A 13,577-nucleotide genomic window follows, 5' to 3' on the forward strand; every position below is an offset into this window, starting at 1 on the left:
TCTAAAAAAATTGTACTTTTCCGTTTCAAATCTGTGTATGAAACATTTGTGCCTTTTATTTGGTTTTTTATTGTTTGTTTCTTGCAATTATTTTGATGTCAAGAAAACAACATCAGATGCTATTTTAAATGAAGAATTAAAAACATTTAATTGGAGTGATGTAGACGATTATCCTTCTTTTGCATCTTGTAATGATGGTGTTTCAAAAGAAGAAAAAAAGCGCTGTTTTCAAAATACCTTAACAGTTATTATCAGCAATAAAATTCAAAAAGATACCATTGTAGTATCTCAAAATATTGATGACACTATTTATATTAAGTTTCAAATTTCAGAAACTGGAAAATTGTCATTTATTGAAGCTAAAGTAGACTCTGTCACGCTCCGAGAAATCCCAAATATTAACGAGTTACTTGCAAATAGTTTGGATTCCTTGCCTACAATTTATCCTGCAATAAAACGTGGACAGCAAGTAAAAACAGCTTTTACCTTACCAGTTATTATAAGAGTCAATTAAAATTTTCTAGCTACAAGTTAAATTTAAAGCCAACCGCGAAATCCACTGGAAAGTTTCCTTGATTTTCAGAAAATATGGCAAACAAGCTATTATAAGCAAGCGTTATATAGCCGTTTTTAGATACTTTAATATCACTACCTAACCCAAAGCTAAATGGTGCATTAAAACCAGAACCGGATTGTTCTAAAGTGAGATATGATCCTGGGTTTTCAGGATCTTCATAAACTAAAACTTCATTGTAAAAGGTATAAGTGGCAAAAGTTGCGTTGGCGTAAACACTAAACGTTTCTTTATCGATAAAACGGAATCTATAGCCTAAAGCTAATTGTGTTGCAGAGTAATTGATATCGTCAGAATCCAAGGCTGTTCTTAAACTAAAATACCCTGCATGACGTTTAAATTTTCCATCGCTATAAATTTCGAGTTCGGCACCAAAAGAAGGAACCAATGTGTTGCTAGGATTAGAAATAAAAGGCTGATTGGTGAAACCACCGAATGCTCCTAGTCGCAATTTTAATTTAGATTGCGGCTCGAAGTTGTAACTTAAATCACTTGTAGAATTATAAACGTTTATATAATTTTTTAAACTTGGGAATGTAAATTTAACTTTTTCGGCTGTAAGACCATATTCTTGTGTTAAGCCATTTAGAGTAGTTATATATTCTTGCTGATTTTTCCCGGTTTCAGAGTTTTTAGTATCTACCAATTCTATAATAGAGCCATCTGTAGTTCTAACAAAATAGCGAGACTTTCTTGTATTAGCTGTCCAAAGTAAATCTAAATTACCGCTAACTTCAGTTTTAAGTTCTAAGGTTTCACCATTTATTGTATAAGTTTCCTGTGCTTTAAGAGTTAAAAACGGTAGTAATAAACACAAAATAAGGACTATTCTTTTCATTGGATTTAGGATTTCAATTCTTGTAAATTTAGCAAAAATAAATGATTTGCACACTATTTTTTAAAGTCTCTATCTTTCCATTTGTAGCTTGAAAAAAGGGACAGACTGGCAATGTAAACGGTGAAAAAGGGGTACATAAAAGCACTAATAAGATAACTTTTAAAAAGCCTTTTTTGATTAAAAAATATAGCAGTTTTAAAAAGCAAAATAAAATCAACAGACAGTTTTAAAATCAAAATAATTAATAGAATTTTTAAATTTAAGGATATAATTATAGTTAATAATAAGGAAGAAATAGTAACAGCATTCATTAATAAAACCAGCAAACCTGTAAGCTTTCCAAAGGTGTTTTTATAATGTGTTGTTTTCGAAGCCCATCTCACTCTCTGCGATTTTAAACTTGAAAAATCCGGTTGTGGTTTGGTTAAAACAATGGCTTCTTTAGCTTTTAAAAATAATACAGAATCTCTGTGTTGTTCTATGGCTTTTTGTAATAAAAACACATCGTCTCCACTAGCTATTTCAGAATTACCGTCAAAACCATTTAGTTTTTTAAAGAACTCTTTTTTGTAGGCTAAATTGGCTCCATTACTTAAAAAAGGCCTTTTCAAGCCAAATCCACCAATAGTTGCTCCAATTAAACTCAAAAAGTCAAAGGCTTGAAATTTGTCTAAAAGCGTTTGAAGCCTATAATAGGCAACGGGACCAACAACCATGTTGCAATGGGTTTTGTTAATAAAGCTATTGAAACATTCAAGCCACAAATTAGGTAGCAAACAATCGGCATCCGTGGTTATAATCCATTCGTGTTGTGCTGTTATAATGGCTGTTGAAATGGCATCCTTTTTTGGAGATTTTGAAGTTCTTTTATTCTGAATGATTTTGAAATTTATCTCAGTTGTATCAAGATAATTTCTAATGATTTCAACCGAAGTGTCTTCAGATTCATCGTTGACAAAAATGAATTCAAAGTTTGAAGGTGTGTATTTTAGTTTAGAAATGGAATCTAATAATTCGGGTAGGTTTTCGGCTTCATTCCTAAAAGGAATAATCACTGAAAATTTGATTTTTTTTGATGTCTTTTCAAATTCAAAATCATCAACTTTATCAAAACCATAAATAAAACTTCCTATTAAAATAACATATAAGAACGTGATGATAAGAAAAAAACCGATCATGATTCGACGTTTTTTGGAAGTTTAAAATTTAAAACATACACACTTCCAAGGATACTTGGAAATACAAAATTTAAAAGCCACATACAAGTTACGATACTTAAAGTAGTGAGTTCGTTAACGCCAATAATGGAGAATAAATAAACAGCAACACTTCCTTTGATAACCACATCGAAAATAAAAATTGATGGAATAATAGAAGCTAATAAATACATAGATGTTATAATAATCATAGCATTTTTATATGCTAATTCCGTCCCAAATAATTGTAATAAAAAGTAGAATTGAAATGAAAAAATTAGATATCTAAGAACTGAAAACATGAAGCAAAACAGATAGTTTTTGAATGGTATATTTTTAAAAAAGATTATGACTTTTTCAATAGAAACACCTTTAACAGTGACTTCTTTTTTCTTCAAACCCAAAAAGATAACACTTGAAATTACTAATAAAACAGTTAAAAACCCGAAGCTATTAAGGTAATTGATGTCTATTTGATGTTTTGTTATAAATAAATATAAGCCAATACCTCCAAAAACAACAGTCACTAGCATTTGCATCATGTTTCCAAGGAAAGTTAGTAGGACTATTTTTTTTCTTAATTCTGAAGAAAAAAACATGGCTTTCGCTCCATATTCTCCAATACGGTTTGGGGTAAATACCGAAGCTGTTAAGGAACCTAAACTTTGTTGAAGCGCATTTTGAAATGATATTTTTTTGAAAATAAACACTAAATCTTGCCATTTTAAAATTTCCAATAACCAGTTAAAACAACTTAAAATTATTAAAAAAGTGATGTTTTTTAAAGAAAATATCCTGTTTTCATGTAAAAAACGACTAAAAACCTTAAAATCTAATTGGTTGTTTGTGGTTAGTTTGAAATAAATAAAATAAAATGCACCAACTACCAAGCTTATTTTAAGAAGCACAAAAAAGAATTGTTTAGTTTTGTATGGTAAGGTTCTAAGCATTTTTAGAATGACACATTTATTTGCCGCAAATTAAACAATATCCTTTATATGAACACATTTTTTATAAACTTCAAACAAGCTTCTGTTTCCATTGTTTTTCTCTTCCTTTCAATTTCAGGTTTTAGTCAAGCTGAAACTAGTAAATGGAAAGTGCAATTAGCAGTAGGTGTAAACAGTCCGAGTTCTAGTGGATTTATTCCCGGCCTGGAAGCAAACCCTATTAATTTTCCAACTATTAATTTAGGAGTTCAACACATGTTTAAAAGACAGTTTGGTGCTAAGTTAGATTTTGGCTACAACAGGTTTTCTAATGAGAGTTCATCCCCATTTTTTAAAGTGAACTACACAAGAATAAACGCCCAGTTTATTTACGACCCAACACCAATAATAACCTTTTTGCCAATGGGTTTTGGGGTAGTAGCGCATGCTGGACCTGGTTTTAGCATGATAAAACCTTTGGGGGAATATGGGGCAAACAAAACATCCTATTTAAATGTTATGGGTGGAATAGAATTTCATTATAGCATAACACAATTGTTAACTGTTTATTTGGACGGATCTTATATTTATGGAGTTAGTAGCGATTTCGATCCTGTTTCAGAAGGTTATGGCTCGTTTAACGGGAATTTATTAACAGCAACCATTGGTGTGTCTTATTCTTTAAGTGGTTGTTATTATTGCGATTAATGAGCAAAGAAAAAATTATACTAGGTATTGATCCAGGAACAACCATTATGGGATTTGGTCTTATAAAAGTGGTTGGAAAGAACATGCAGTTTATGCAATTAAACGAATTGGATTTAAAAAAATACGACGACCATTATTTAAAGCTGAAGCTTATTTTTGAGCGAACTATTGAGCTTATTGAAACGCATCATCCAGACGAAATTGCGATAGAAGCGCCTTTTTTTGGAAAGAATGTTCAAAGTATGCTTAAGTTAGGAAGAGCTCAAGGAGTTGCCATGGCTGCGGGTTTGAGTAGAGAAATTCCTATTACAGAATATGCGCCAAAAAAAATAAAAATGGCCATTACTGGAAATGGAAATGCTAGTAAAGAGCAAGTGGCCAAAATGCTTCAAAGTTTGTTAGGTATTAAAACACTTCCAAAAAATTTAGATTCTATGGATGGCTTAGCTGCTGCTGTTTGTCATTTCTACAACGAGGGCAGAATTGAGATTGGAAAAAGTTATTCTGGTTGGGCAAGTTTTGTGAAGCAGAATGAAGATCGGGTTAAGAAGTAAGCAGTGGTCAGTGGCAGCTTACAGACTGCTAAATAATAAAAAAAGCATGAAGAATATTATGGAATCTGATCGTTCAGAAAAAAAAGAAAAAGCAGGAATCTACATCCACATCCCATTTTGCAAGCAAGCCTGTTTTTATTGCGACTTTCATTTTTCGACATCATTAAAAAAGAAGGATGAATTAATTGAGGCCTTAGCTAAAGAGTTGGAACTCCGTAAAGATGAATTTGAAGGTCTAACAGTTAATACTATTTATTTTGGAGGAGGAACCCCAAGTTTATTAACGATTGATGAATTACGATTTTTGATTGCTGAAGTATATAGAAATTTTAAGGTTTCCGAAAATCCAGAAATTACTTTAGAAGCTAATCCAGACGATTTAAGTGATAATCAAATAATAGAACTTTCTAAATCTCCAATTAATCGTTTAAGTATAGGCATTCAATCTTTTTTTGAAGACGATTTAAAATCTATGAATCGGGCACATTCTTCGGAAGAAGCAAAAAACTGTTTGTCCGTTGCAACCCGTTATTTCGATAATATTACCATCGATTTAATTTACGGAATTCCAAACATGAGCTTGGGAAAATGGCATGAGAATCTTCAAATAGCTTTTGGGTATGGTGTAAACCATATTTCAAGTTATGCTTTAACAGTGGAGCCAAAAACAGCTTTAGATACCTTTATTAAAAATGGTAAGTATCCTGCAATGAATGATGAGTTGGCGCAACTTCATTTTAACCATTTAATGTCAGAAACAGAAAAACAGGGTTTTATTCATTATGAGATTTCAAATTTTGGCAAACCAAATTATTTTTCTAAACACAATACAAGTTATTGGCAAGGTAAGCCCTATTTAGGGATTGGACCTTCGGCTCATTCATTTCATGGAAATACAAGAAGCTGGAATGTTTCAAACAATACCAAGTATATTAAAAGTATAAATGAGACTGTCTTGCCGTGTACTAAAGAAATTCTGACCGTTCAAGAGCAATATAACGAATATGTAATGACGGGTTTAAGGACTATTTGGGGGGTATCTCTGGAAAAAGTGGAACAAGATTTTGGTGAAGATTATAAAACCTACCTTTTAGATCAGTCGAGGAAGCATTTGAATCAACAATTACTGAGGCTTGATAATGATAAATTGGTAGTTACTTTAAAAGGGAAATTTTTAACAGATGGAATTGCTTCAGAGCTATTTATGATTTAGTATCTTTGAAATAATAACAGAAAATCATTCAATTAATACCCTTTTCATGCTGGCAACCATTCAATACAATTCAAAAAAACACCAAATAGATTTATCGAAACCTTTAGATATTTCCATTCCATTAAGAGCATCAAAAAGCAATGTGAATGCTTGGTATTTAGAAGAACCTAAAATAGAGCCGGTAAAAGATGGCGAGTGGATTGCAAGTGTGGCAGAAGGAGCAGATGTTAATTTTAATAATATTTGGTTTAATCCGCATGCACATGGCACACATACCGAATGTGTTGGTCATATTACCGAAAAAGTACATTCTATCAATCAGCAATTAAAGCAGTTTTTCTTTTTGGCTGAAGTAATTACGGTTGCGCCAGAAAAAAAAGGAGACGATTTTGTTATTTCCAAAAAGCAAATTCAATTTGCCTTAGGGAATAAAAAACGTGATGCCGTTGTAATTAGAACAATCCCAAACACAACCGAAAAATTATCTCATCAATATTCTCATACTAATCCGCCATATTTATTATCGGAGGCAGCCATTTATTTACGTGAAAAAGGCGTGAATCATTTATTAATAGATTTGCCAAGTGTGGATAAAGAAGAAGATAACGGGGAACTGTTGGCACATAACGCATTTTGGAATACAGCGGGAAGAAAAAGAATGGATGCTACCATTACCGAATTTATTTTTGTTCCAAATTCAGTGGAAGATGGTACGTACTTTTTAAACATACAAATTGCACCTTTTGAAAATGATGCTACGCCAAGTAAGCCAGTTTTATATGAAATTTTAGAGTAGATTCAAATTTCTCTTACCCTGTTCAGAAATATCTTTTTTTCTGTTTTCGAATATTAATGGATTTTGATTTTTTATAAAAATACATTGACAATTAATAGAGCATACTTTTTATTTTTTTTTTATTTTGATGTTAACTTTTAATGGTTCCTTCCATTAAAGAGAGAACAATATAAATTGAAAATTATGGAATCAGTAAAAGACACCCCAAAAGTAACTATCGTTAATGAAGGAAAAAACATAGCTGTAATTGCTTACATCACAATTATTGGATTAATTATAGCATTTGTTATGAATAATGAAAAGAAAAATCCTTTTGCTTCCTATCACATCAAACAATCTTTAGGGTTGGCTTTAACGGGTCTAGCTTTAGGAGTTATTGGTATGATTCCCATACTAGGATGGATTATTAATATTATAGGCATTTTTGTTTTGATTTATATGTGGATCATGGGATTGGTCAATGCCATTAATGGAAATGAAAAACCAGTACCTATTTTGGGAAACAAATATTTAGAGTGGTTTAAAAATTTATAGAATAACTTAATTATGAAAACATACGTTTTAGTATTTCTCAGCTTTTTAGCATGCAATATATTTTATTCGCAGGCCCAGCCAAAAATTGAAGATTATTCTTTGGGAAGTTTAGATGTTAATGTCATGGTTATACCTTTTGGTATGGAAAATCCAATTAAAGTGGGAACCATGTCCAAGTCGGGAGACATTATATTAGACTTTTCAAAAGAGCTTCCTGACATTTCTAAGGAAGAAAAAGAAAGTGATTCATCAAAATTATGGTACACCCTATTTTCTCAATGCGAAAATCGCTTTGAAATAGTAGAAGAAAAAGATAATATTTTTTCGTTTGATACAGGCGCATTATCACTTTGGACCAGTGATGAACGTTATGTAGGCGTGATTTTTACGGTATCAGATGAAAATTTGGTACCATGGATTGAAGATCCAGCTTACATGGAACCAATTATGGCGTCTTATTTCGAATTGATTTATGTTGCTAAACCATTTCAATATAAAGGAAACTGTAATACAACAAGAATGATGGAAGAGGGCGAAGAAGATGTAAAAATAGATTATACCTACAATCTAAATTTAAAAGCGGGTTTTAATTTTATAGAATACAGAATTGAAAGCATCTATAAAACAGATCCAAATATCATGGCTTCTTTTCCAGACAAAATTTCCGTAACCTCTGTGGAAGGGATTCCAAATTGTAAATGGGTTGGGAAGTATTTTTAAAATGACATAAAAATTTAGTATTTTTAAACACGTTCAAGCATTAAATTTGAACGTGTTTTCTATGAATATCGAACAACTTCGCAATTATTGTTTAAGTAAAAAAGGAACCACTGAAGATTTTCCCTTTGATAAAGACACTCTAGTATTTAAAGTGCTTGGAAAAATGTTTGCTTTAATCGGACTTAAAAAATGGGAAGCAGGCGAGAAGGCTATTAACCTAAAATGCAACCCGGATTATGCGGAAGAACTTCGTGAAGAATACAGTAGCATTCGCGCAGGTTATCACATGAGCAAAAAACATTGGAATACTCTTTATATACATGAAGGGGAATTGCCTCCAAAATTTATTTGCGAACTAGTCGACCATTCCTATGATATGGTAGTAAAAGGCATGACTAAAAAAATGCGTGATTCTCTTCAATAAAAACACTATTTTTGCAACTCAGAAATCTGACTTCTGAAATCAAAAATCTAACATCCCATGAGTATATTACAAACATTACAAGAAAGAAGCAACAATACTTGCGAATTATGTACTTCTACCGATAGTTTAACACAATATACATTACCACCATCTTTAAACGAAAATGTAGATAACAGTGTGTTGGTTTGTAAAAACTGTCTGGACCAAATTGAAGGTAATGCAGATATGGACGTAAATCATTGGAGATGTTTAAACGATTGTATGTGGAATGAAAATGTAGCAGTACAAATTCTTTCTTGGAGAATGTTACAAAGACTTCGTGCAGAAGGGTGGCCAAAAGATTTATTGGACATGATGTATTTAGATGATGAAGCCATGGCTTTAGCCAGAGCTACTGGAGAACATGAAGATGAAGCGAGCAAAATAATCCACAGAGATTTAAATGGTGTTATATTAGAAAACGGAGATTCGGTTGTGTTAATTAAAGACTTGAAAGTAAAAGGATCAAGTATGGTTGCTAAGCAGGGAACAGCTGTTAGAAACATTCGTTTAGACCACGAAAATGCAGAATATATAGAAGGAAAAGTAGATGGTCAGAATATTGTCATTATAACCAAGTATGTAAAGAAAACATAATTTGTAAAATTCTTATTTACAAGTTGTTAAGAAATGATTGTTGAAATTAAGTAGTTTGTCGGAAAAAGAAACACCTATCCTTACTTTAACTAATTCTTACGGGTTTTGTCGAGTATTTTATTTGTAAATCACTAATCATTATATATTTACAGCATCGAACCTGATTAATAGCATAAACAGATAGATTAACTTAATTTATGTTATTATGAACCTTACAATCACTCACTACAACAATTTTTTTAAAGTTACAGGTATTTTAAACAGACATACTGTTGGAATGTTTCAGAATGAATTCCAAGATGTTTTTGAAAAACTACAAACTGTTACCATTAGTATCGAAGGCTTAGAAAGCATCGATAAAGATGGTGTAAATGCTTTAGCAAAACTACATAATGAATCTATTTCATTAAAAAAACAGCTTTCAATTATTGGTTTTGGATGTAAGGATTTGTACGATCATTTTAAATCCAATGACGCAGCCTAATTAGCAGGACATATCTGCAATTATTTTCCATTCCCCATTAATTTTTTTGAAGATTATAATAAAGACGCCATTGGCATTTCCAACATCTCTGGTTAAATGGTATTCGCCCATAACCCAATATGTGTTGTTTTCAATTTTAGAAATATCGTTTATTACAAATTTTAAAATACCACTTTCAGCTTTAGTGGGGTAACCTTTTTTGTAGTTGGCTAAGGTTTTATCCCAGCCAAGGGTTAAACCACTTCCACCATAAAATTTAAGGGAGTCATTTTTCCAATAACCTTTCATGAAACCTTCAAGATCGTGATTGTTCCATGCTGTTTCTTGTAATTCCAAAACAGCTAAAATGGCATTTTTGTCATCATTAAATTGGGTTTGTGCCGAACAAAAAACCGTAGAAACGAATAAAATTATAGAAACGAATTTTTTCATAGTAGTTATTTTAGTTTACAAATTTAAAGATACTAACAAAAATTAACTTTGCTATCTGGGAAATAAGATGTTTTTGTAACTTTAATCTGATTTTTTATAACTTTAACGAATAGTTTAAGGGCCTGTTTTTTAGTTTAGTAAAAATAGGATATATTAGTCTCGTTAACTTTTTGTTATCTAAAACTATTTAATTTCTCCCTAATTAAATTAATAGCACAGATAAGGCTCTAATAGGTATTAGAGTTGGTTTAATTTTTTAAATTAATATGCCCGATGAAAAACACAAACGACGTAAAAGCCGAAATTAAAAAATATATTTTAGAAGCATCTTTATCAGATATCAAAGATGTGGAAGACGATGCCTTAATTTTTGAAAATGGCTTATTGGACTCCATGGGATTATTATTTCTTATTGAATTTTTAGGTGAAAGTTTTGAAGTAGAAGTTACAGACGAGGAGTTAAATCCAAAAAATTTCGAATCCATCAATAATATTGTCTCTTTTGTTTCTAATAAACTTTCTGTAAAAGTTTAATTTCTTCAGCAATCAACAACTAACGTAATATGTGTGGCATAGCTGGCTTTTATGGCGATTTAGATAAGGAGAAATCCGTATCTACACTACAACACATGCTTACTAGAATCAAACATCGTGGTCCAGACCAAAGTGGTGTATATGTTTCTAATAAGGCAGGTTTGGGTAGTGTTAGATTAAGCATTATTGATTTAAGTTCTGGCACCATGCCTATTTCTAATCAAGATGATAGCTTATGGATTGTTTTTAATGGCGAAGTTTTCAACTACATTGAGTTAAGAGAAGACTTGCTCCAAAAAAATCACACTTTTAAAACGCAAACCGATACCGAGGTTATTCTGCATCTTTATGAAGAATATGGTCCAGAATGTTTGAATATGCTTAATGGACAATTTGCTATTGCCATTTGGGATAAAAACAAAGAAGAGTTGTTTCTAGCCAGAGATCGCGTTGGCATTAGACCCTTATTTTATACACAAACTGAGAATGCCTTTGTATTTGCTTCCGAAATAAAATCCTTTCTAGAATATCCAGAAATAAATTTAAAATTTTCAAGTAAAGCGCTTTCAGAATATGTTACTTTTTGGACAGCATTATCACCAAATACAGTCTTTGAAGATGTTTTTGAAGTGCCTCCAGGAACTTACATGCTTATTAATTCTGTAGGGATTTCAAAAACAACCTTTTGGGAACTGCCAATAGTAAAACCAGATGACTATAAGTTTACAAACCTTGAAGAAGCTAAAAAAGCTTTTGAAGACATTTTTCTAGATTCAATTAAACTAAGACTTCGCGCAGATGTGCCTGTAGCCGCTTATTTAAGCGGAGGCATTGATTCTAGTATTACAACCGCTTTTATTAAGCAGATTTCACCAGAAAGACTGAGAACCTTTTCTATTGGTTTTACAGAAAAAGATTTTGACGAATCATCTTATCAAAACATAGCTGCGGCATATTTTAACACAGAACATTCTAGTGTTACTTGTAGTGAAAACGATATTTCAAATCACTTTAAAGAGGTAGTTTGGTTTACTGAAGCACCACTTTTAAGAACGGCTCCAACACCAATGAGTTTACTTTCTAAAAGTGTGAGAGACCAAAATATAAAAGTGGTAATAACCGGGGAAGGCGCCGATGAACTTTTAGGAGGTTATAATATTTTTAAAGAAACAAAAATCAAACACTTTTGGGCTAAAGATCCAAAATCGAAATACAGGCCTTTATTATTGAAAAAGCTGTATCCATATCTGCCACAGATTAGCAATTCTAGTAGTAACATGCTAAAAATGTTTTTTGGGTATAAACTAAGTGAAACCGAGTCTCCAATTTATTCACATCTTTTAAGATGGCATAATACCAGCAGAATTAAGAATTATTTTTCTGAAGAGATTAAAGAAAATATTAAAGATTATAAACCTATTGAAGATTTAGGAAAACAATTGGAGTCTAAATTAAAGGGCTACGATTATCTCACAAAAGCACAATGGTTAGAGATCCATTTGTTTATGTCAGGCTATTTATTGTCTTCACAAGGAGATAGAATGGGAATGGCTAATTCTATTGAAGGTCGTTATCCATTTTTAGATCATCGCGTTATTGAATTCTGCATGAATTTACATCCAGATTTAAAACTTCATGGGTTAAACGAAAAATACCTTCTAAAGAAAATGATGGCAGGCAGATTACCAGAAGAAATTTTAAACAGATCTAAGCAAGCTTATCGAGCTCCAATTAGAAGCCTTTTTGTTTCAGAAGCCTTGCCGGAATATTTAAAAATCATGCTTTCAGAAGATAGCATTAAAGAATTTGGTGTTTTTAATGTAGACCATGTTAAAACATTACATTCAAAAATAACATCAAATAAAGGAGTTTCAGAAATAGATAATATGGCTATGACAGCTATTTTGTCTATCCAGATTTTATACGATTTGTTTATAAAAAAATCAATCCCTAAACTCTCTGAAACCGAATTAATTACACTAGATAAAATAATTGTTGAATAAAAACAGAACATCATGAAATCAGAATCACGTAAACCTTTTTCAAAAGACATTATTCATATTGAAAACATAGACCAAGTTTGTAATGATATTATTGCCAAACTTAAAACAGATGTCGCAAAAAACTTACAACGTCGTGGTGCCATTGTTGGTATTAGTGGAGGAATCGATTCGTCGGTTTGTCTGGCTTTGTCTGCAAAAGCTTTTGGTTCTAAAAATGTCTTAGGCATCATGCTTCCTGAACAGGATTCTAGTGATGACAGTAGACAATTAGCCGAAGAATTAGCAGCTACTTATGGTGTAAGTACCTTAATTGAAGATATTACAAAGGCCTTGGATGGTTTTGGTTGTTATGAAAGGAGAGACGACGCCATTTTAAGAGTTATTCCAGGTTTCGATAAAAAAGTGGATAAAGCTAAGATTGAAATTAAGCAGAATATTGCTGAAAATATTCCGGCTATTTTCTCTATTACAGTTATTAAACCTAATGGAGATGTTGTTAGTAAGCTATTACCAGCAAGAGAATATTTGCAAATTGTAGCTTCTACTAATTTTAAACAACGTAGCAGAATGTCTATGTTATATTATCATGCCGAACGTATGCATTATGCCGTTATTGGAACGCCTAACAAACATGAAGTAGAACAAGGGTTTTTTGTTAAATATGGTGACGGTGGAGCAGATGTTATGCCAATTGGGCATTTTTATAAAACACAGGTGTATCAATTAGCAAAACACTTAGGTGTACCACAAGGAATTATTGATAGAACACCAACAACTGATACATATACAGCCGAACAATCTCAAGAAGATTTCTTCTACCAAATGCCTTTTGAATCTATGGATTTAATATGGTATGGTTGGGAAAATGACTATCCGGCAGATGAGGTTGGGAAAGTGATGGACAAGACAACCAAAGAGATTGAAAACATCTATAAAAGCTTTGAAAGAAAAAGAAAAACAACTGAATATTTAAGAATGAAACCTATTTTCTAAATCCTAAAA

Annotated in this window: 17 protein-coding genes; 13 read left to right on the forward strand and 4 right to left on the reverse strand. The window is 31.9% G+C overall.

All coding sequences use genetic code 11. From position 1 onward, the window contains the following. The first annotated feature begins 37 nt into the window (after positions 1–37). On the forward strand, positions 38–514 hold the full coding sequence (locus IEV77_RS04725) for a hypothetical protein (RefSeq protein ID WP_188462326.1): 477 nt from the start codon (positions 38–40) through the stop codon (positions 512–514). A gap of 10 nt (positions 515–524) precedes the next feature. On the opposite strand, the gene IEV77_RS04730 is transcribed toward IEV77_RS04725, so the two are convergent. The 3 genes from IEV77_RS04730 to IEV77_RS04740 are packed head-to-tail and all read right to left on the reverse strand — an operon-like array spanning position 525 to position 3,558. Next, positions 525–1,412: a hypothetical protein gene (locus IEV77_RS04730; protein WP_188462328.1), complete on the reverse strand. Its 888-nt coding sequence runs from the start codon at positions 1,410–1,412 to the stop codon at positions 525–527. Between the two features lie 53 nt (positions 1,413–1,465). Beyond that, complete coding sequence (locus IEV77_RS04735) at positions 1,466–2,590, reverse strand: glycosyltransferase family 2 protein (RefSeq protein ID WP_188462330.1); 1,125 nt, start codon at positions 2,588–2,590, stop codon at positions 1,466–1,468. Then, a complete protein-coding gene (locus IEV77_RS04740) occupies positions 2,587–3,558 on the reverse strand; it encodes a lysylphosphatidylglycerol synthase domain-containing protein (RefSeq protein WP_188462332.1) in 972 nt (323 codons plus the stop codon). Before IEV77_RS04740 ends, IEV77_RS04735 begins: the two co-directional genes overlap by 4 nt. 48 nt (positions 3,559–3,606) lie before the next feature. Here IEV77_RS04740 and IEV77_RS04745 point away from each other — a divergent pair, with 48 nt between their 5' ends. From IEV77_RS04745 to IEV77_RS04785, 9 genes are all read left to right on the forward strand, one after another. Next, a complete protein-coding gene (locus IEV77_RS04745) occupies positions 3,607–4,245 on the forward strand; it encodes an outer membrane beta-barrel protein (protein ID WP_188462333.1) in 639 nt (212 codons plus the stop codon). After that, entirely contained in the window at positions 4,245–4,799 is a 555-nt protein-coding gene (gene ruvC / locus IEV77_RS04750) for a crossover junction endodeoxyribonuclease RuvC (protein ID WP_188462334.1), read from the forward strand. The genes IEV77_RS04745 and ruvC overlap by 1 nt, the downstream gene beginning before the upstream one ends. A 46-nt stretch (positions 4,800–4,845) precedes the next feature. Beyond that, positions 4,846–6,012, forward strand: a complete 1,167-nt coding sequence (gene hemW / locus IEV77_RS04755) for a radical SAM family heme chaperone HemW (protein ID WP_188462335.1) — start codon at positions 4,846–4,848, stop codon at positions 6,010–6,012. 46 nt (positions 6,013–6,058) lie between these two features. After that, a complete protein-coding gene (locus tag IEV77_RS04760; RefSeq protein WP_188462336.1) occupies positions 6,059–6,808 on the forward strand; it encodes a cyclase family protein in 750 nt (249 codons plus the stop codon). A 183-nt stretch (positions 6,809–6,991) separates the two neighbouring features. After that, positions 6,992–7,342 (forward strand): DUF4870 domain-containing protein, encoded by a 351-nt coding sequence (locus IEV77_RS04765; RefSeq protein WP_188462338.1) that lies wholly within the window; start codon positions 6,992–6,994, stop codon positions 7,340–7,342. Between the two features lie 12 nt (positions 7,343–7,354). After that, positions 7,355–8,062: a hypothetical protein gene (locus IEV77_RS04770; protein ID WP_188462340.1), complete on the forward strand. Its 708-nt coding sequence runs from the start codon at positions 7,355–7,357 to the stop codon at positions 8,060–8,062. A gap of 61 nt (positions 8,063–8,123) precedes the next feature. Next, on the forward strand, positions 8,124–8,486 hold the full coding sequence (locus IEV77_RS04775) for an MmcQ/YjbR family DNA-binding protein (RefSeq protein WP_188462342.1): 363 nt from the start codon (positions 8,124–8,126) through the stop codon (positions 8,484–8,486). Positions 8,487–8,543: 57 nt separating this feature from the next. After that, positions 8,544–9,122: a PhnA domain-containing protein gene (locus IEV77_RS04780; protein WP_188462344.1), complete on the forward strand. Its 579-nt coding sequence runs from the start codon at positions 8,544–8,546 to the stop codon at positions 9,120–9,122. Positions 9,123–9,327: 205 nt separating this feature from the next. Beyond that, a complete protein-coding gene (locus tag IEV77_RS04785) occupies positions 9,328–9,606 on the forward strand; it encodes a hypothetical protein (RefSeq protein ID WP_188462346.1) in 279 nt (92 codons plus the stop codon). Here IEV77_RS04785 and IEV77_RS04790 read toward each other — a convergent pair whose 3' ends face one another. Then, positions 9,607–10,038 (reverse strand): YybH family protein, encoded by a 432-nt coding sequence (locus IEV77_RS04790; protein ID WP_188462348.1) that lies wholly within the window; start codon positions 10,036–10,038, stop codon positions 9,607–9,609. A gap of 273 nt (positions 10,039–10,311) precedes the next feature. Between IEV77_RS04790 and IEV77_RS04795 the strand changes: the two genes are divergently transcribed. The 3 genes from IEV77_RS04795 to nadE are packed head-to-tail and all read left to right on the forward strand — an operon-like array spanning position 10,312 to position 13,568. Next, a complete protein-coding gene (locus tag IEV77_RS04795) occupies positions 10,312–10,572 on the forward strand; it encodes an acyl carrier protein (RefSeq protein ID WP_188462350.1) in 261 nt (86 codons plus the stop codon). 29 nt (positions 10,573–10,601) lie between these two features. Next, entirely contained in the window at positions 10,602–12,575 is a 1,974-nt protein-coding gene (gene asnB / locus IEV77_RS04800; RefSeq protein WP_188462352.1) for an asparagine synthase (glutamine-hydrolyzing), read from the forward strand. Positions 12,576–12,587: 12 nt separating this feature from the next. Continuing rightward, the gene (gene nadE, locus IEV77_RS04805) at positions 12,588–13,568 is read left to right on the forward strand and encodes an NAD(+) synthase (RefSeq protein ID WP_188462354.1); all 981 of its coding nucleotides are present in this window, start codon (positions 12,588–12,590) and stop codon (positions 13,566–13,568) included. Positions 13,569–13,577 lie beyond the last annotated feature (9 nt).

Source organism: Xanthomarina arctica, from assembly GCF_014638915.1.
In the GTDB taxonomy this organism is placed as follows: Bacteria; Bacteroidota; Bacteroidia; order Flavobacteriales; family Flavobacteriaceae; genus Xanthomarina; species Xanthomarina arctica.

What these genes read in the sequence shown, in the direction of transcription:
- IEV77_RS04725 (WP_188462326.1), top strand. Translation starts at nt 38, where the DNA reads ATGAAACATTTGTGCCTTTTATTTGGTTTTTTATTGTTTGTTTCTTGC.
- IEV77_RS04745 (WP_188462333.1), top strand. Translation starts at nt 3,607, where the DNA reads ATGAACACATTTTTTATAAACTTCAAACAAGCTTCTGTTTCCATTGTT.
- IEV77_RS04765 (WP_188462338.1), top strand. Translation starts at nt 6,992, where the DNA reads ATGGAATCAGTAAAAGACACCCCAAAAGTAACTATCGTTAATGAAGGA.
- IEV77_RS04780 (WP_188462344.1), top strand. Translation starts at nt 8,544, where the DNA reads ATGAGTATATTACAAACATTACAAGAAAGAAGCAACAATACTTGCGAA.
- IEV77_RS04770 (WP_188462340.1), top strand. Translation starts at nt 7,355, where the DNA reads ATGAAAACATACGTTTTAGTATTTCTCAGCTTTTTAGCATGCAATATA.
- IEV77_RS04775 (WP_188462342.1), top strand. Translation starts at nt 8,124, where the DNA reads ATGAATATCGAACAACTTCGCAATTATTGTTTAAGTAAAAAAGGAACC.
- asnB (WP_188462352.1), top strand. Translation starts at nt 10,602, where the DNA reads ATGTGTGGCATAGCTGGCTTTTATGGCGATTTAGATAAGGAGAAATCC.
- nadE (WP_188462354.1), top strand. Translation starts at nt 12,588, where the DNA reads ATGAAATCAGAATCACGTAAACCTTTTTCAAAAGACATTATTCATATT.
- IEV77_RS04760 (WP_188462336.1), top strand. Translation starts at nt 6,059, where the DNA reads ATGCTGGCAACCATTCAATACAATTCAAAAAAACACCAAATAGATTTA.
- IEV77_RS04740 (WP_188462332.1), bottom strand. Translation starts at nt 3,558, where the DNA reads ATGCTTAGAACCTTACCATACAAAACTAAACAATTCTTTTTTGTGCTT.
- ruvC (WP_188462334.1), top strand. Translation starts at nt 4,245, where the DNA reads ATGAGCAAAGAAAAAATTATACTAGGTATTGATCCAGGAACAACCATT.
- hemW (WP_188462335.1), top strand. Translation starts at nt 4,846, where the DNA reads ATGAAGAATATTATGGAATCTGATCGTTCAGAAAAAAAAGAAAAAGCA.
- IEV77_RS04790 (WP_188462348.1), bottom strand. Translation starts at nt 10,038, where the DNA reads ATGAAAAAATTCGTTTCTATAATTTTATTCGTTTCTACGGTTTTTTGT.
- IEV77_RS04730 (WP_188462328.1), bottom strand. Translation starts at nt 1,412, where the DNA reads ATGAAAAGAATAGTCCTTATTTTGTGTTTATTACTACCGTTTTTAACT.
- IEV77_RS04735 (WP_188462330.1), bottom strand. Translation starts at nt 2,590, where the DNA reads ATGATCGGTTTTTTTCTTATCATCACGTTCTTATATGTTATTTTAATA.
- IEV77_RS04795 (WP_188462350.1), top strand. Translation starts at nt 10,312, where the DNA reads ATGAAAAACACAAACGACGTAAAAGCCGAAATTAAAAAATATATTTTA.
- IEV77_RS04785 (WP_188462346.1), top strand. Translation starts at nt 9,328, where the DNA reads ATGAACCTTACAATCACTCACTACAACAATTTTTTTAAAGTTACAGGT.